Source organism: Pseudomonas sp. SWRI99, from assembly GCF_014270125.1.
Lineage (GTDB): Bacteria > Pseudomonadota > Gammaproteobacteria > Pseudomonadales > Pseudomonadaceae > Aquipseudomonas > Aquipseudomonas hamedanensis.
Genome location: NZ_JABWQR010000011.1, coordinates 12,684 through 30,564, shown reverse-complemented (window position 1 = coordinate 30,564; position 17,881 = coordinate 12,684). Strand labels below are relative to the sequence as shown.

Genomic DNA, 17,881 nt, shown 5'->3' with positions numbered 1-17,881 from the left:
GAAATTGAATAGGCGATCAAGCGGCGGCGCTTGTCGTGTGGGGCCATTGGCGGGGGAAGTAATCGAGTGCCGAATCGCGCAGGCCATGCATATAGGCCACGCTCCACTGCAGGACTTCCTCGATGTAGGGCACCTTGAGGTCGAAGCGTCGGGCCATTTCCACCAACAGCACCAAGCCATAGGCGACGTCTTCGTTGAAGGCGCGGCTTTCGCGCTCGATCACGTAGCCGGCGCGGTTGTCGGCAGCCGGCACCATTGGCGCGAGGATGTCGTTGTAGGCCTGATTGGTACGCAGGATCGACAGCATGCTGCTGGTATCACGGATCTGCTCGCCGTAGGCCTCGACGATCTCCTGTTTCAAGGATTTCACCGAAGACAGGTCGATGCCCAGCCGCTGGCTGATCACCGCGCATAAAGCCTGGCTTTCCTGGTCCATGCGCTCGAGAAAATACGCGCCCAGTTCCGGGCATTCTGTCCACCAGCACATGCGCTGCGGGAAGATCTTGCGATGCCATTGGCCGTAAGGGCCGATCAAGCCGTAGATCACCGAGCTGTGCATGATCGGGTTGCCCGGGGTCAGGGTGATTTCCAGATAGTGATCGAGCATCGTCACGCAGGGACCGTACAGTCTGGTCAGTATTTTCTCGAGTTGGCGGCGCGCTGTTTGCGGCTCCCTGGCATGGGTCGCCACATACAGTTGGCTTTTGCCGCCGCCCATTTTCACCGAGCGTCCCGGTGTCAGCTCGAAAGCCGTGTGCGGCACGTCCTTCATGCCCCAGATGACCACATTCGGCCGGTCGGGCAGGGTGGCTTCGGCCAGCCAGTCGAAACCGCAGAAGCCCGGAATCGCACCGATAAACACCGGTTTGCTCGCACTCAAGTGCGGGGCGATGGCTTGCAGGGTTTGCTGACGGACATGAGCAGGCACGGTGACGATGACGATATCGGCATCCTCCACCGCCGCTTTGGCGTCACGGGTGACGCGATCCAGTCGGGCGCTGAGGGTCGAGCCGTCAGGCAATAACGCCTGCATGGGCGTCTGCCGCGCGTGATGTTCAATGACGTCCTGATTATGGGTGAGCAGCGAAACCTGAACGTCGGGCAGTTGCTTGAACAGGATGGCGTTGAGATGGCCAGTCCTGCCGCCACCACAGATGGCGACTTTCAACACATTCATCGAGAGGCGTTCCTGTGTGAAGGGTGGGTCATGCGACGCTCAGTTGCAGCGGCGCGGAAACGGATTCCAGCCATTGGGTCTTGCCCAGCCAGGCGTCCAGTTGCGGGGCGATGCCCGGATCGATCAGGTCGCGCTCCTGCAGCCACTGTTCGTTGAACACGGTGTGCAGGTATTTCTCGCCGCCGTCGGCCACCGGCACTACGACGTTGCCGGTCAGCACGCCTTTGTGGATCAGCTCCAGTGCCTTGTAAATGGCGCCGCCCGTCGAGCCACCGACCAGCAGGGCGAGGTTGCGGGCGATGTAGCGCGCGGTTTCGAACGCTTGGGCATCGGTGACCTGCACGCCCAGATCAATGCAGCTGTAATCGAGCACCAGACCGACGGTGTCACCCGCCGGCGTGCCGGTCCCCGATTGGTAGTACGGGTAGCCAGGATGACCGAAAACAATCGAGCCGGCGGGTTCAACGCCAACGGTCACGGTGTCAGGGTTGTGCACTTTCAGGCCGCGAGCGATACCGGTCATCGAACCGCCGGTGCCGACGCAGCCGACGTAAGCACCGATCACCCCGTTGGCCTGAGCGATGGTTTCGCGAACGAAATCACTGTAGCCGCCGGCATTGGCCGCGTTGTCGGATTGATTCATGAACACCGCGCCGGGGATCTCCGACGCCAGTTCGGCGGCGAGGCGCTGGCGCTCGACCACGGCCACTTCGTCTTCGCGATAGCTGCCTTTGACGAAACGGATGTCAGCGCCGAGGGCCTTCATCACGGCGATCTTGTCTTGCGCGGCGTGGTGATCGACCACGGCGATGAAATGCAGGCCAAATTCGACAGCGGCCATGGCCAGGCCAATTCCGGTGTTGCCCGAAGACGACTCGACCACTACGCCGCCGGGTTTCAGGCGCCCGGACTTGAGCGCCGCCAGGACCATATTGCGTGCCATGCGGTCTTTGATGCTGCCGCCGGGATTATTCTTTTCAATCTTTAACAGCAAACGGGCATTGCTGTCCGGAACATCGATGGCCAGCATCGGTGTGTTACCGATCAAGTCTGAAACTTTATTTAATATCATCGCTATTGTTCCCTTCAGTAGTCAGGTGTAAACGCATAGTTACCTTCCGTACAACAGGTCGCCATCAACCGACGGGGCAGGGGATGGCGGTGAAACTCGTTTTCCAGCAAGTCCATCTGATAGCCGGCGGTGTTGATGTAAATCAACAAGTCGCCGCGCCGTGGCTCACAGGCGAAGTTAATCAGGCGATAAGTAATGACATCGTCGTCAAGACAGCTGTGCCCGGCGATATACGCTTGGCAGGGTACGGACGTCTGTTGTTCTGTACTGATCAGTATCGGGTCAACCAGATATTCAGAAGCAAACCAGGTTTCGCAAGCACTGAAACTACTGCCTTCGACAAAAATGACAGTCTTGTTGTCGGCGAGTTTCTTGGTGCGGGTGATGCGAAAGATTGAAATGGCCGCCTGATCGACCAGACTCCGACCGGGTTCCAGGGCCAGGGTAATATTTTGCTGATTTAAATAACCGGCAATGGACAGTCCCGCGGAATGTTCGGCTTCGAGAAATAACGTTAACCATTGCGCCGCCGTCAGGTCACCGCCGTAAGGGTAATAATCAGCCGGGACTTTCTGGTGGTAATAGTGGCTCGGGATATTGTCATTTTGCAGAAAGCGGGCGTAGTCCTGTGGGTCGACATACCGAATCGGCAGACCACCGCCGATATCGATCATCTGCGGATTCAAACCCATTTCCCTCGCCGCCTCGACAAATCCGCTGACCTCGCGAAACGCCTGTACGCGGGATTCGAAGCCATAGCCGCCGAGATGAAAATGAAACCCCTCGAAGACCAGGCTCGCGGTGTCTGTCGCGAGGCGTTGCAGGCTGTCGAGCAGGTCTTGCGCGTCCATGCCGAATCGGCTCTTTGCGCAGCTTTTCGCCCGATAACGCAGCAGAATCCGGGCTTTTATCGGCAGGGACTGAGCTTCGAGCAGCTCTTTCAAATGGTCGAATTCCTCCAGCGAGTCCACGCAAATCAGAGCGCCGGCGCTGATCAGCGCCTGGTGGAATGCCGCCGTTTTTGCCGGTCCCGTGGCGCAGATTTTTCCTCCTGGTGTACCTGCCCGCAGGGCTGCCTGCAGTTCGTAGAGGCTCGAAACATCGACGCCAATTGCCGAAGTCGCCGCCGCGCTCAGCAGGCATTGCGACTTGTTCGCCTTGGCGCCGTAGAAGATGGCGTTGGCTACTGAGTGCTGTTTCAGCACCGCCAGCAGTGCTTGAGTATTGCGTTCAAAGGCATGGGGCCAGACGACATTCAGCGGAGAGCCGTGTTGTTCGACCAGCGCTGTAAGAGTGTCGGGGAAGTTGTTGATAAACGCGGAAATAACCGGGTCGATCAGCGGTGTTAACGCATGCGGATGATGGACTTTAGTGTCTGTTTGCATAGAGGCTTTATTTACTTCAGGCATAGTTAACCCCGGCGCTGGAAAATAACCTCGCCATAGATAACTCGATAACAGGTCTGTTATCGATTTATGTGCTGTTTCGACCCGTCAGATACGAGGCGGTAAACGGTTTGGTGACGGACGCCGAATAAAAGTCGTTATTGGATCCGAACTGACAATCGTAATAAATATTTCACGAAACAATGACATGAGCACCCCAATCCCTAAGGTTTGCACGGACGTATCAATTGGCCGTTAGTTGCGGACCAAACCCTGTTGAATACCCGTGGCTGATGTTTAAGTGACATCACTGACAGGTAATTTCCGAGACGCTGCTGACTGACGTTGAACCGAGGATAGTTCCTCTTGGCGGCGTGAACAATATTGCGAACAGGAACGATTATCAAGTAAGGTTTTCAAATATTTTTGAATAAACACCTGCGCAAGGCGAATCCATGAACGTGTATTTACACGCTCAAGGACTCGCTCGCCCCGAGATAAAAAACACCGTTAATTGCTTGAACAATAAGGTGTTAACGGTTGTTGCAGCAAACCCCCGAAACAATGGGGATTTGTGCCCGTTCAGGGGCTCGAAAATTGTTCGAAACCACGACTGGTTCACACCCAAGGAGCAACGCCATGCAATCTGATCGACTCAGCGGCAAAACCCGCCTCGCCATCAGCTACCTGTTCGTCCCGGGCAACCGCCCCGAGCGTTTTTCCAAGGCCTGCGAAGCGGGGCCGGACGCGATCATCCTTGATCTCGAGGACGCCGTTCATCCTGACAGCAAAGCCGCCGCGCGCGCCGCGATCCGGGCCTGGCAGGAGACGACGCCGAGCGTGGCCTGCGAGCGGTACATCCGCCTGAACAGCATCAGCAGCGCGCTGTTTCGCCAAGACCTGACGTGGCTGCGCGACGGGTGTTATCCCGAGCGTTGCGACGGCATTTTCCTGCCCAAGGCCGAATGCCCCGAGGCTTTGGCATCGGTGGTGGAGCAACTGCTGGCGTGGCAGCCGCAGTTGCAGATCATAGCGATCATCGAGACCGCCAAGGGCCTGCAACAGGTCGAGGCGATTGCGGCGATTCCCGGCGTGGCGCGGCTGGCGTTCGGCTCGCTGGATTTCGCCCTCGATATCAACTGCAGCCAGGTTCCCGAGGCGTTTCTGTTCGCCCGCAACCGCATCGTGCTGGCCTCGCGCACGGCGGATTTGCCCGCGCCGATCGATGGCGTGACGCCGGCGATCAGCGACCTGGCGGTGGTTGCCAAGGACGCGCAGTACGCCCGCTCGCTGGGGTTTGGCGCCAAGTTGTGTATTCACCCTGGCCAACTGACCACGGTGCAGCGCGCCTTCCTGCCGGACTCGCGCCAACTGGCGTGGGCCGACCGGGTGATGCGCGCGGTAGCAACCGGTAGCCACGCGGTGCAAGTGGACGGCGAGATGGTCGATTTGCCGTTGATCGAGCACGCCCAGCGCCTGCTCGACGTCGCCAGCCAGCATGCGCCGGTTGCCCGTGCTGACGCCTGCTGAGTCGCGGAATCAGGAGGTCACCATGGATCACGGTTATCAGATTGCGTTGCGGCCGCTGTGCGAAGTGTTGCAGTCCGAGCAGGTCGACCCGGCCAACGTGACGCGGCTGTGCGAGTCGATTGTCCGCGTCGGGCACTGGCTGGAACCGATCATCGTCGAGCGTTCGCGTGGCATCGTCATGGACGGCAATCACCGTTTCACTGCGGCGTTGCAGCTCGGCCTCAAGCGGGTGCCCTGCATCCAGCTCGACTACGGCGATCCGCGGGTGTGCGTGCGGCACTGGCGGACGGGGCAGGCGTTCGAAGTGGCGCAGATTTTCAGCACCATCGCCCGTGGCGAGATTTTTCCGTACAAGACCACGCGTCACGCGTTCGACCCGGCACTGCCGGTGGTCGCAATACCGCTGCAACGGCTCTATGTCGGCGCCTGATCGCGCTACGGTAAAAAATCTTTACTGCGGGTGATACTTTTTCGCAAATCGACTGGCAATAGGAGTGATTACCATTTTCCCTCGATGAAAAGGATCCCACCGTCATGCCTGTTGTCAGTCGTCCTTGCGGTGAGCGGGTGTTAACACTCGCCGTGCGCACCGCCATGCTGAATTTCGTTCTGGTCGCAGGAAGCGCCAGTGCCTGGGCCGCCGGCGCCGGGCCATCCGCTGCCGCCGCCGAACAGGCCGCGAACGCTGCGCCAGTGGCGCCGGCCGACGCCAGCAAGGACGCGCTGACCCTCGACACCACCAACATCAACGCCCGTTACAACAGCGCAACCGCCTTGCCGGAGACACTCGCCGGCGGCCAGGTGGCGCGCGGGGCGCGGTTGGGGATGCTGGGCAACAAAGACGTGATGGACACGCCGTTCAGCGTCACCAGCTACACCGCCAAGACCCTCGCCGACCTGCAGACCGTGACCGTCGCCGATGCGCTGGAGCGTGACCCTTCGGTGCGCTCCACCGGGCAGACCGGCGGGATCGTCGACTCGTTTTTCATCCGCGGCTTCCCGATTGGCGAAGGCAACATTGGTGAACTGGCCTTCGACGGTGTGTATGGCGTGGCACCAAACTACCGCGTGTTCACCGACTACGCCGAGCGGGTCGAAGTGCTCAAGGGGCCGGGTGCGCTGATGTACGGCCTGTCGCCCAACAGTGGCGTTGGCGGCGTGATCAACATCGTGCCCAAGCGTCCGCTGGACCAAGACCTGACCCGGTTTACCGGTTCGTACGCGTCCGATTCCCAGGTCGGCGGGCACCTCGATGTCAGTCGCCGATTCGGCTCGGAAAATCAGTTCGGCGTGCGCTTCAACGGCAACCTGCAGGGTGGCGACACAGCGATCGACGATCAGCACCGTGACCTCGGCGTCGGCGCGATTGCCTTGGATTATCGTGGCGAACGCCTGCGCCTGAACCTGGACTACATCAGCCAGAAGGAAAGTTGGGAAGCGGCGTCGCGACCGTTCACCATCGCCCCAGGCGTAGACGTGCCCTCGGCGCCCAACGGTCGCACCAACCTGCCACAGGATTGGGGCTGGTCGGACACCAAGGAACAATCGGCGTTGCTCGGCGGCGAATATGACCTCAATGACGCGGTGACTGTATTTGCGCATGCCGGCGGTGGCCGCTCGGACGTCAAGCGCCTGTCCGACCAGGTTCCGCGAATCCTCAACGACGCGGGCGACACCAGCAACGTGCCTGGCTACTACAAATTCAACGTCGATCGCTCGACCGCCGATGTCGGTATCCGTGGTGTGTTCGCCACCGGCCCGATCACCCACACCACCACCGTCATGGCCACGCGTTATCAGGATGAGCTGTCGCGTGGCATCAACAATGGCACCGCGATTGTTTCGAACATCTACCACCCGGTTGATGCGCCAAGGCAGTACCTCAACGCGCCGAAAGTCCTGCGGGTGTCCGAGTCGGAGCTGTCGGGCGTGGCGTTGACCGATACGATGTCGATGCTCGATGACCGCTTCCAGCTGACCCTCGGCGTGCGCCGCCAGGAGATCGAGTCGCGTAACTACAACGCCAGCGGTGCAGTCAGCTCCAGGTACAGCGACAACGCCACTACGCCGCTGGTCGGTGTGGTGGTCAAGCCTTGGGAAGACGTCTCGCTTTACTACAACTATGTTGAAGGCTTGAGCAAAGGCGACATCGCCCCGGGCACGGCGGTCAACGCCGGGGAAACCTTCGCGCCGTACGAGTCCAAGCAGCATGAAATCGGGGTCAAATACGAACACGGCACGTTCATGACGTCCCTGGCGTTGTTCCAGATCGAGAAGCCGAGTGGCGAGGTCGGTGTCGGCAATGTGTTCTCGGTGCAGGCCGAACAACGCAACCGTGGCGTCGAGTTGAGCATGTACGGTGAAGTCGCCAAGGGCACTCGCTTGATGGGGGGCGTGACCGTACTCGACGGCGAGTTGACCGACTCGGCGACCGCCGCCAATCGCGGCAACAAACCAGTCGGTGTACCAGACGTGCAAGCCAACCTGTGGGCCGAGTGGGACACGCCATGGATCGAGGGCTTCACCCTCACCAGCGGCGCGATTTACACCGATCGCCAGTACGTCAACCAGGCCAATACCCAGGAGCTTGATGCCTGGACCCGCTTCGACGCCGGCGCCCGGTACGCGACCAAGATTGAAGGCCGGCCGACGACGTTCCGGGCCACGGTGCAGAACGTGTTCGATCGCGAGTACTGGTCGGGTGTGGCGTCCTACGGTGCGTTCTCGCCGGGTTCTCCGCGGACCTTGCAGTTGTCGGCCACCGTCGATTTCTGACGCCAGTCGGCAATGGCGCAGTCGCCGGATCATTCGGCGACTGCGTACTCTTCTCTATATAGATAGCTGCGTGAACATTTCAGAAAAGGAGTCTTCGTTATGTTGAACAATCCGGGCGCTGCAGCGCTTATCGTTCGGCCCGCGGCCCCTCGACTGCCCAGCGAGTTCGATCGCAGTGCCAATCAACACATTCGTGAATTGCTGCGCCACTTCGGACTGCGCAGCAGCCTGATCCGTTTCAAAGTGCTCAATGCGCTGGTGCTTGCCAGCCGCGACGGCCATCCGACGGGAGCCAACGGGGTGCATACGTGGGTGGCGTCGTCGTCACCGCAGTTGTCGTTCATCAGCGTGCGCGAAGTGCTCAAACGCCTGTGCCTCGAAGGCTTGATCGTGCTGGAAAACGACAAGACCTACCGGTTCACCCGACAAGCCAGGGCCATCCTGCAGCAGCACAATCATCCTCTGTAGTGACTGGCAGACCGCTTTCGCGAGCAGGCTCACTCCTACACTCGGTTTTGTGGGTTGCCTTGAATCCTGGTCACACCGCGAAACCCTGTGGGAGTGAGCTTGCTCACGAAGACGGCGGGTCAGGTAGTTCATCTGCGGCTGACACTCCGCTTTCGCGAGCAGGCTCACTCCTACAATAGGTTTTGTGGGTTGCCGCGAATCTGAGTACCACCGGAAATCCTGTAGAAGTGAGCCTGCTCGCGAAGGCGGCAGGTCAGGTAATCCATCTGCGGCTGACACTCCGCTTTCGCGAGCAAGCCCGCTCCCACACTGGGTTTTGTGGGTTGTCGCGAATCTGAGTACCACCGGAAATCCTGTAGGAGTGAGCTTGCTCACGAAGACGGCGGGTCAGGTAGTTCATCTGCGGCTGACACTCCGCTTTGGCGAGCAAGCCCGCTCCCACACTGGGTTTTGTGGGTTGCCGTGGATCTGAGTGCCACCCGGAATCCTGTGGGAGTGGGCTTGCTCACGAAGGCGATCTTTGCGCCAGAGATGCAGGCCCAGCCTGCGACAGCGCCTACACCAGGCCAACGTACTTCACCGCGGCGGCAGCCCGTGAGGGCACATCCAGCGTGCGTAATAAAGAAGACACGTGAATGCGCACCGTGAAGGGAGAAATGTCCAGCGCCCGGGCGATTTCCTTGTTGGTCTTGCCCTGCGCAATCAGCCGCAACACTTCCTGTTGCCGAGGGGTGAGGGCGTTGGCAGCCTCGAGCGGCAGCAAGCCCGAGGGCGCGAACTTCACCAACACTTCACCCTCGCGGATCGCCAGAATTGCCTGGCCGATGTCGTCGGGGGCGATGTTCTTACCGATGAAGCCATCGATGCCGGCAGCCATGACTTCATTGATCAGCGACTGGTCATCGACCATCGACACCACAATCAGCGTGGTGCGCGGCCAATGCTGACGCAGTTCGGCCAATTGACCGACGCAGGTCAGCCCGGGAAATCGCAGATCGAGAATCAGCGTGTCCGGTTCAGCGCCCACCGGCAGCAAAGCCAGCACGGACGCGAGATCGCCAGCCTCTTCGATATCGGCGTCGGGCAGTAGACGCTGGACGGTGCGCTGCAGCGCTTCGCGAAACAGTGGGTGATCGTCGGCTATGATGATGCGGCATGTCATGGCGTGACCCTCCCTGGGTCAGGCGTTATTCAAGGCTGCACCATAGCACCAGGCGCCAGGGTTGCCTGTAGGCTGCTTCTGAAATTGACGATCGATGTAAAAAAGGACGTTTACCATGAAGTTCGAGAAAAACACCGAACTCGACCAGGCCAATCTGCGCATCATCATCGCCGCCATCGCGGTGGTCTACATGGTCATATTGGTGTTTCTGCCGGGCCATCGCCTCGATACCTACCTGCCGGTCATTACCTACATCGGCCTGTTCCTGCTGGCCTCGATCGTGTTCCGCCAAGCCATTGCGCGCTGGCCGGGGCACTACCCGGCGCGGCGGATTTTCGCCATGGTCCATGATTACACCGGCACCTGTTTCGGCCTGGTGATTGGTGGCGAGGCGGCGCTGCCGCTGTACGCGGTGATGGTCTGGGTCAACCTCGGCAACGGCATGCGCTACGGCTCGCGCTATCTGGCGATTGCCACGGGACTGGCTTTGCTGGCGCTGCTGGTGGTCTATCGCTTGACGCCGTACTGGCAGGCGCAACCGTTCATGGTGTTGATGCTGTTGATCACCAGCACGGTAATTCCGTTTTATGCGCACTTGCTGCTTGAACGCACGCGCAAGGCCTCGGAAGAAGCGGTGGCGGCCAATCTGGAGAAGTCGCGCTTCCTCGCCCAGGCCAGCCATGACCTGCGCCAGCCGATCCATTCCATCGGTTTGTTTACTGCGTGCCTACGTGAGTCGTGCCTGGGCGATGACGAGCGGCGGCTGGTCGATAATATCGACCGTTCACTGCTGAATGTCTCGCAGCTGTTTCGTTCGATCCTCGATCTGTACACCCTCGATAACGGGCGGATCCTGCCGAAATTGCAAAGCGTCAACCTCGGTGAATGGCTGGCGGAACTGATCCGGCAAAACGCCGAAGCGGCGCGTTGGGCCGGCGTGGAACTGCGTTTGCGCCCTTGTCAGTATTGGGTGCGAACCGATCCGGCACTGCTGGCGACCATGGTGCAGAACGTACTGTCCAACTGCTTCAAATACGGCGCGCAGCGTCCGGTGCTGATTGGTGTGCGCCGGCGTGGCGCAGGCCTCGCCATCGTGGTTTATGACCGTGGCAACGGCATCGCCGAAGAGCATTTGGGGCAAGTGTTCGAGGAGTTTTATCGGGTGCGCCAAGTGCGCGACAAAGACGTCGAAGGTGTGGGGCTGGGTCTGTCGATCGTCAAGCGCCTCGGAGCGTTGATAGGGGTGCAAGTTGCCTTGCGCTCGCGGCTTGGCAGAGGTACGGCGGTCACTCTGTATGGCTTGCCGATCGCGCTGGCGGCGGCGTCCACGGTCAACCGTGAGGAAGCGCGTCAGGTCGGTTTGCTGACGGGGCTGAAGGTGTGTCTGGTGGAGGACGATCACAACGTACTGCTGGCGACTTCGGCCTTGCTGGAGCGCTGGGGCTGCGTGGTTCAGGCTGAATGGTCGGCGCAGGACCTGGTGACGGATTGCGACATCATCGTCGCCGACTATGACCTCGGCACCCACGCGACCGGTATCGAGTGCATCGATGAGGTGCGCAGGCAGCGAGGTTGGGCGGTGCCGGCGATGATCATCACCGGTCACGACGTTGAAAAAATCCAGGCGGCCTTGCACGACCGCCAGATTTCGATTCTGTCAAAACCGGTGCGACCGGCCGAGCTGCGCGCAACTTTGCGAGGGCTGCGCGACCTGTTCATCGTTTGCAGAGGTAATCCTGAGTAATGGTGGTTTGCAGGCAATTGAACTTGCCCATGGTGCGGCAGATATTTTTTTCCGAGCCGGTTACCTCGGCACTTTTATAGCCCCAGGTTTTGCAGCGTTGCGCGGCGATAGTCAGGCCCTGCTCGGCGTTGGTCTGGCCGCTTTCGAATTGACCCAACTCATAAGAAACCTGGACGATGCCATCGGTTTTGCTGCCGCCGGTTGCTTCCCACTGTTTCGGCGTGGCGCAGCCAGTCAGGAAAAGCGCGCTGAGGGTGAGTGTTGCGATCAGGGATTTCATGTGTTTCTTCCTTGGTTTCGTTTCGATTTGCAGACACAACGATCCCGCACGCTGCGAAAGGGCAACGATGGGGAGCGTCTTGGGGGGCGGGGAATAGTGCGGCGAATATAGCGCCGGGTGACAGAACGGTCGATTAGCACAAATGTGCTAGCGCGCTGCCGGACGACTCGAATGAGCCGCCCGGCAGCGACGGGATTTGCGTTGTTGCCGTGCTAGATCTTTGCCAGCGCCTGGGCCAGATCGGCGCGCAAATCCTCGACATCTTCCACCCCGACCGACAGCCGTACCAGCCCATCGCCAATGCCGAGTTTCGCGCGGGTTTCGGCGGGAATCGTCGCGTGAGTCATGATCGCCGGATGTTCGATCAGGCTTTCCACACCGCCCAGACTTTCTGCCAGCGCGAAGATCTGTACGCTCTCCAGAAAGCGCCGCGCGCCGGCCAGATCACCGTTCAGATCAACAGAAATCATCCCGCCGAAACCGCACATCTGCCGCTTGGCCAAGTCGTGCTGTGGATGCGACTCAAGGCCCGGATAGTAGACGCGTTTGACCTGGGGTTGCTGCTCCAGCCACTGCGCCAGGTCCAGCGCATTGCTGCAATGCCGCTCCATGCGCAGCGCCAGGGTTTTCACCCCGCGCAGGGTCAGAAACGCATCGAACGGACCGGAAATCGCGCCGACGGCGTTTTGCAGAAAACCTAGCCTTTCGGCCAGTTCGGCGTTCTGCCCGACCACGGCGATGCCGCCGATCACGTCGGAGTGGCCGTTGAGGTATTTGGTAGTCGAGTGCAGGACGATGTCGAAACCCAGTTCCAGCGGTCGCTGGATATAGGGGCTGGCGAAGGTGTTGTCGGCGACGCAGATGATCCCGCGAGCGCGGCAGATGCGCGCAATCGCGGCCAGATCCGACAGGCTCAACAGCGGGTTGGTTGGCGTCTCGACCATGACCATGCGCGTGTCGTCCTGCAGCGAGGCTTCGAACGCCGACAGATCCGTCAGGTCGACGAAGCTGAAACGATGCCCGGCGCTGCGCTGGCGAACCTTGTCGAACAGGCGGAACGTGCCGCCGTACAAGTCATTGCCAGAAACAATGTGCGAACCGGCATCAAGCAATTCCAGCACCGTGGAAATCGCCGCCAGCCCTGAGGCAAACGCGAACGCACGGGTGCCACCTTCGAGATCCGCAACGCAGCGCTCCAGGGCGAAGCGCGTCGGGTTGTGCGAGCGGCCGTAATCGAAGCCCTTGTGCACGCCGGGGCTGTCTTGCAGGTAGGTGGAGTTGGCGTAGATGGGCGGCATCAGCGCGCCGGTGGTCGGGTCTGGCACTTGCCCGGCGTGGATCACCCGGGTCGCGAAGCCTTGGGATTTATCGTCGTGCTGACTCATGCAAGGGATCTCCGTAATTGATTGAGCATGTCGGTGCGGGTGATCAGTCCATGGAAGCCTGAGGCGTCGGAAATAATGGCGACGAGGCCACGGCTGAGCACCGCTTCCAGCTCGGCCAGCGTGGCGCCGGGGGCGAGGGTTTGCAGTTTGTCGGTCATCACGCTGGACACCGACTGACTGAAGCGGGCGGCGTCTTCGTGCACGCCCAGCAGAATGTCCGATTCATCGATCACGCCGACCAGTTGCTTGCCTTCCACCAACACCGGTAACTGCGAGACGTCCGCCAGACGCATGCGCTGGAACGCCGTCAGCAGGGTGTCGTCGGGACCGACGCTGATCACGCGGCCGTCCTCGAAACGCCGGGCGATCAGGTCGCGCAGGTCGCCGTAACCCTTGCGCTGCAACAGGCCCTGATCGGTCATCCACTGGTCGTTGTAGACCTTGGACAGATAACGCGTGCCGGTGTCACAGACAAAACTGACCACGCGTTTCGGCTCGGTCTGCTCACGGCAATAACGCAGCGCAGCGGCGAACAGGGTGCCGGTCGATGAACCGCCGAGAATGCCCTCGGCCTTGAGCAGCTGACGCGCGTGGTCGAAGCTTTCTGCATCGCTGATCGAGTAGGCGTGGCGCACGCTGGACAGGTCGGTGATCGACGGAATGAAGTCTTCGCCAATGCCTTCGACGGCCCAGGAACCGGGGGTGGGCAGCGTGCCGTCGCGGCTGTATTGCGCCATTACCGAACCGACCGGATCGGCCAGCACCATTTCCAGATTCGGTTGCACGCGCTTGAAGAAACGGCTCAGCCCGGTCAGCGTACCGGCCGAACCGACACCGACGACGATGGCGTCCAGGTCGTGTTCGGTCTGCGCCCAGATTTCCGGCGCGGTGCTGCATTCATGCGCCAGCGGGTTGGCCGGGTTGTTGAACTGGTCGGCAAAAAACGCGCCGGGAATGTCTTTCGCCAGCCGGGCGGCGACGTCCTGGTAATACTCGGGATGGCCCTTGCCGACGTCGGAGCGGGTGATGTGCACCTCGGCGCCCATGGCTTTCAAGTGCAGGACCTTCTCGGTCGACATCTTGTCAGGCACCACCAGCACCACGCGGTAGCCTTTGGCGCGTCCGACCAACGCCAGACCCAGGCCGGTGTTACCGGCCGTGGCTTCGACAATGGTGCCACCGGGTTGCAGGCGACCGTCGCGCTCGGCGGCGTCGATCATCGCCAGGCCGATGCGGTCCTTGATCGAGCCGCCCGGGTTTTGCGATTCGAGTTTGAGAAACAGTGTGCACGGTCCGGTATCGAAACGGGTCACGCGCACCAGCGGTGTATTGCCGATCAGCCCAAGCACGGCAGGGCGGGAATCTTTTGACATTTCGGTTTCCTTCGGTGAGTCATAGCGCTTCATGCGCAGGCAAACATCTCGCAAGCAACATAGGCCGGGAAGCCATCGCTCGCAACTCAAAAAATCCATAGACGCTGCCAAGACCCGAGCCGCGATCAGACAAAACTTACGTCAACACATCATCCGATTTCCGGTGAGTAGCCAAATCTCAGGAAACCCACAAAACCCAATGTAGGAGTGAGCCTGCTCGCGAAAGCGGAGTGTCAGCCGCAGATGAATACCTGACCCGCCGCCTTCGTGAGCAAGCCCACTCCCACAGGGGCTCGGGGCGTACTCGGGCTTCAGGACAGCCGCAAAACCTGATGGTGGGAGCAGGTCTTTGAGACCCGGCAATCGGTCACGAATGAAAGCGTAGAATCTGCGCGCCGTCGAACGGGTCCGTCAGATAGTGTGCCCTGACCCCGAAAGTCGTCTGTAAACGCTCTGGCGTCAGCACTTGCAGCGGCTCGCCAAGCGCGACCAGACGCCCGCGCTCCAGCACCGCCAGGCGATCGCATTTGAGCGCCTGATTGAGGTCGTGCAGAGCGATCAACGTAGTCACCGGCAGTGCGCGCACCACTTGCAGAATGCTCAACTGATGCTGAATGTCGAGGTGGTTGGCCGGCTCGTCGAGGAGCAGAATCTGTGGTCGCTGCGCCAGCGCCCGAGCGATGTGCACGCGTTGCCGTTCACCGCCGGAGAGGCTGCGCCAGAGGCGGTTGCGCAGGTGCACGGCGTCGACGTCGACCAAGGCTTGTTGGACGATGCTCTCGTCGGCGTCCGACCACGGTTGCAGCGCCGACAACCAGGGTGTGCGCCCCAGCGCGACGGCGTCGAACACGCGAATGCCATCGTCGGTGTCGGCCTGTTGTTCAACCACGGCGAGTGTTTGCGCAATGCTGCGCCGTGACATTCTGCCGAGTACCTGACCGGCAAGCTGCACCTGGCCCGCGCTCGGTTCGCGCAGGCCGGCGAGCAGTTTCAGCAGCGTGGATTTCCCCGATCCGTTCGGCCCGACAATGCCCAGCGTCTCGCCGCGCTGGACGTCCAGACTGATACCGTCAAGCAATTGCGCACCGCGCACGTTGAATGCCAGCCCGGCACAGCTCAGAACGTTGTTCATCGTGCGGCTCTCCGGCCCACCAGAATCAGGGCGAATACCGGTGCGCCGACCAGTGCAGTGATGACGCCCACCGGAATCACCTGACCCTTGATCAGGGTGCGCGACAGCACATCAGCGGCGATCAGAAACACCGCGCCACCCAAAGCGCTGGCCGGCAGCAGCCGAGCATGCCCGGTGCCGAGCAGCAGCCGTGCGGCGTGGGGAATCACCAGGCCGACAAAGCCGATCGAGCCGACAATCGACACCATCACCGCCGTCACCAGCGCGGCGCAGCCGATCAGCAAAACCTGCACGCGGCGCACCGGGATGCCGAGGGACGCCGCCGAGTCCGCGCCGAAAGTAAACGCGTCGAGCGCGCGCCGGTGCCACAGGCAGACCACCAGCCCGAGCAGGGCCACCGGCACCGCCAGCCACACCGAAGGCCAGCGCACGCCGCCGAGATTGCCGAGCAGCCAGAACATGATCCCGCGCGCCTGTTCGGAACTGGCCGAGCGGGTGATCAGAAAGGCCGTGAGGGCGTTGAACAATTGCGAGCCGGCAATGCCCGCGAGGATGATTGGCCCGGTGCCGCTGGCCGAACCGCTGATCCGGGCCAGTACAATCACCAGCACGAACGCAGTGACCGCCCCGGCAAATGCCCCGGCCGACAGCGAAATCACACCGGCGCCGACGCCGAGCAGGGCGACCATCACTGCGCCAGTCGAAGCCCCGGCCGAGATGCCCAGCAAATACGGGTCGGCCAGCGGATTGCGCAACAGCGATTGCAGGATCACCCCGCATGTCGCCAGGCCGGCACCACAGGCCGCCGCCACCAATACGCGGGTCAGGCGGTAATTCCAGACGATGCCTTCGTCGATCGGATCAAGCACATACCCGGCGGCCCACAGCTTGTTTGCCAGCACCTGTAGCACCACGCTCGGCTCGATTGCGGTTTCGCCAATCGCCACGCCGCCGACCAAGGCCAGCGAAAGCACCAGCAGGACCAGCAATAAACGGATCAGGCGTCTGCTCATTGCGAAAGATCGAAGCCGTTGATGGCTGTGGCCAGTTGTTCGAGACCCGCGAAGGTGCGCAGGCTGGCCTGCATCGCCATGGCGTCGAGGATGATGATGCGGTTGTGTTTGACCGCGTCCATGTTGCGCGTCACGGGATCGCTGCGCAGGAAGGCGAGTTTTTTCTGATAGTCGTCAGCCGGGAAGCGCCGACGATCCATGCGCGCGATGACCAGGAACGTCGGGTTGGCCTTGGCGATGGTTTCCCAGCCGACGGTCGGCCATTCTTCATCCGACTCGACGACATTGCGCACGCCTAACGTGCTGAGCATGAAATCGGGAACGCCTTTGTGCCCGGCCACGAATGGCTCAATGTCCATCTCGGCGCTGGAGAACCACACCAGTGCGCTGAGGTCTTTGCGCTGCGTGCGTTTGGCGGTGGCAATCGACTGGGCGAGGCTGGCCTTCAGTTGGTCATTGAGCTGTGCGCCGCGTGCCTGCACGTCGAAGATCGCCGCCAGTTGGCTCACGCCCTTATAAATGCTGTCGATGCGAAACGGCGCCAGCCGCGTGCCGTCGGAACCGACGAGGTTGTCCTTGGCCTCGCAGTCGGAGGGCAACAAATAGGTCGGAATCTTCAATTCGTGAAACTGCTCGCGGGTGCCCACCGCGCCTTGCGGACCGACCATCCATTCCAGCTCCACGGCGACCAGTTGCGGGCGCTTGCCGATCACCGCTTCGAAACTCGGTTCGTTATCGGCCAGGCGCTCGATCTTGTCGTTCTGCGGTTTGTATTCGGCCAGCACATCGTTGAACCACAGCGACGTGCCGACGACTTTGTCGCCCAGACCCAAGGCATAGAGCATTTCCGTGCCGGCCTGACCGATGGTCACCGTGCGGGTGGGCGTCTGCTGGAAAGTGAGGGGGCTGCCGCAGTTTTCTATCGTCAGTGGATAGTCGGTTGGCGCCGCTTGAGCCAGGGCGCCCAGGCCCAGGCCGGTAATCAGGGTGACAACGCGGGGCAGCAGCATGAAGCAGTCTCCAATTAAACCGTACGGAAGCGGGCGGGTACGGTTTGGAAACACATCAGCGAACGCGGTCATGGCGACAGCGTAAGGCCGGGCTCAAGCAAAGACGCGCGCGGCACGATGTCCTTCCCGGACACCCCGCCGGTTGGTCAGTCACTGTGCCGGCAGGTCTCCTGACTGATGCGTCATCGCCATGCTCCGGCCTTCCCGGGGGCAACCCAGTGGCAGTCGTCGAGCAGGCTCGGCACCTACAGTTGCGGGGGCAGTTCCGATTGATGCTTGCTGCACCTCGGATTCCCTATTAATCCCGTTTGGGAACCAGCGGCGGCATGGTAGTCGATTTACGCGGTGGAGGGGGAGGCGAATCTGCCACGGCAT

General features: G+C 61.1%; 15 protein-coding genes and 1 riboswitch. Of the genes, 5 read left to right on the top strand and 10 right to left on the bottom strand.

All coding sequences use genetic code 11. The features are described from left to right. Nucleotides 1-16 precede the first annotated feature (16 nt). Genes HU743_RS10965 through HU743_RS10955 form a run of 3 tightly spaced genes read right to left on the bottom strand, consistent with a single transcriptional unit; the run spans nt 17 to nt 3,658 of the window. On the bottom strand, nt 17-1,177 hold the full coding sequence (locus tag HU743_RS10965) for an NAD/NADP-dependent octopine/nopaline dehydrogenase family protein (protein WP_186621319.1): 1,161 nt from the start codon (nt 1,175-1,177) through the stop codon (nt 17-19). A 28-nt stretch (nt 1,178-1,205) separates the two neighbouring features. Then, entirely contained in the window at nt 1,206-2,249 is a 1,044-nt protein-coding gene (locus tag HU743_RS10960) for a cysteine synthase family protein (protein ID WP_186552248.1), read from the bottom strand. A gap of 14 nt (nt 2,250-2,263) precedes the next feature. Further along, nucleotides 2,264-3,658 carry a Y4yA family PLP-dependent enzyme gene (locus HU743_RS10955; RefSeq protein WP_186648623.1) on the bottom strand — a complete coding sequence of 465 codons (1,395 nt, stop codon included), beginning with the start codon at nt 3,656-3,658 and terminating at the stop codon, nt 2,264-2,266. A 615-nt stretch (nt 3,659-4,273) separates the two neighbouring features. Between HU743_RS10955 and HU743_RS10950 the strand changes: the two genes are divergently transcribed. From HU743_RS10950 to HU743_RS10935, 4 genes are all read left to right on the top strand, one after another. After that, nucleotides 4,274-5,164, top strand: a complete 891-nt coding sequence (locus HU743_RS10950) for a CoA ester lyase (RefSeq protein ID WP_186648621.1) — start codon at nt 4,274-4,276, stop codon at nt 5,162-5,164. 22 nt (nt 5,165-5,186) lie between these two features. Further along, nucleotides 5,187-5,594 (top strand): ParB N-terminal domain-containing protein, encoded by a 408-nt coding sequence (locus tag HU743_RS10945; RefSeq protein WP_186648619.1) that lies wholly within the window; start codon nt 5,187-5,189, stop codon nt 5,592-5,594. Between the two features lie 104 nt (nt 5,595-5,698). Beyond that, nucleotides 5,699-7,939: a TonB-dependent siderophore receptor gene (locus tag HU743_RS10940; protein ID WP_186648618.1), complete on the top strand. Its 2,241-nt coding sequence runs from the start codon at nt 5,699-5,701 to the stop codon at nt 7,937-7,939. A 99-nt stretch (nt 7,940-8,038) separates the two neighbouring features. After that, the gene (locus tag HU743_RS10935; protein WP_186648617.1) at nt 8,039-8,407 is read left to right on the top strand and encodes a fe2+ zn2+ uptake regulation protein; all 369 of its coding nucleotides are present in this window, start codon (nt 8,039-8,041) and stop codon (nt 8,405-8,407) included. Nucleotides 8,408-8,963: 556 nt separating this feature from the next. Here the strand turns inward: HU743_RS10935 and HU743_RS10930 are convergent. After that, complete coding sequence (locus tag HU743_RS10930; RefSeq protein WP_186648616.1) at nt 8,964-9,569, bottom strand: response regulator transcription factor; 606 nt, start codon at nt 9,567-9,569, stop codon at nt 8,964-8,966. 115 nt (nt 9,570-9,684) lie between these two features. Between HU743_RS10930 and HU743_RS10925 the strand changes: the two genes are divergently transcribed. Beyond that, complete coding sequence (locus tag HU743_RS10925) at nt 9,685-11,313, top strand: hybrid sensor histidine kinase/response regulator (RefSeq protein ID WP_186648615.1); 1,629 nt, start codon at nt 9,685-9,687, stop codon at nt 11,311-11,313. On the opposite strand, the gene yecR is transcribed toward HU743_RS10925, so the two are convergent. From yecR to HU743_RS10895, 6 genes are all read right to left on the bottom strand, one after another. Continuing rightward, nucleotides 11,285-11,593, bottom strand: a complete 309-nt coding sequence (yecR, locus tag HU743_RS10920) for a YecR family lipoprotein (protein ID WP_090284101.1) — start codon at nt 11,591-11,593, stop codon at nt 11,285-11,287. The two genes, HU743_RS10925 and yecR, sit on opposite strands and share 29 nt — an antisense overlap. Nucleotides 11,594-11,805: 212 nt before the next feature. Continuing rightward, nucleotides 11,806-12,978, bottom strand: coding sequence for a cystathionine gamma-synthase (locus tag HU743_RS10915; protein ID WP_186648614.1), 1,173 nt, complete (start codon nt 12,976-12,978; stop codon nt 11,806-11,808). Further along, nucleotides 12,975-14,351 (bottom strand): pyridoxal-phosphate dependent enzyme, encoded by a 1,377-nt coding sequence (locus HU743_RS10910; protein WP_186630545.1) that lies wholly within the window; start codon nt 14,349-14,351, stop codon nt 12,975-12,977. The genes HU743_RS10915 and HU743_RS10910 overlap by 4 nt, the downstream gene beginning before the upstream one ends. A 367-nt stretch (nt 14,352-14,718) precedes the next feature. Beyond that, complete coding sequence (locus HU743_RS10905) at nt 14,719-15,483, bottom strand: ABC transporter ATP-binding protein (protein ID WP_186552512.1); 765 nt, start codon at nt 15,481-15,483, stop codon at nt 14,719-14,721. Further along, entirely contained in the window at nt 15,480-16,496 is a 1,017-nt protein-coding gene (locus HU743_RS10900; protein WP_238351726.1) for an iron ABC transporter permease, read from the bottom strand. The genes HU743_RS10905 and HU743_RS10900 overlap by 4 nt, the downstream gene beginning before the upstream one ends. Continuing rightward, on the bottom strand, nt 16,493-17,506 hold the full coding sequence (locus HU743_RS10895) for an ABC transporter substrate-binding protein (protein WP_186648613.1): 1,014 nt from the start codon (nt 17,504-17,506) through the stop codon (nt 16,493-16,495). The genes HU743_RS10900 and HU743_RS10895 overlap by 4 nt, the downstream gene beginning before the upstream one ends. A 142-nt stretch (nt 17,507-17,648) precedes the next feature. Then, nucleotides 17,649-17,841, bottom strand: a riboswitch (cobalamin riboswitch). Nucleotides 17,842-17,881 lie beyond the last annotated feature (40 nt).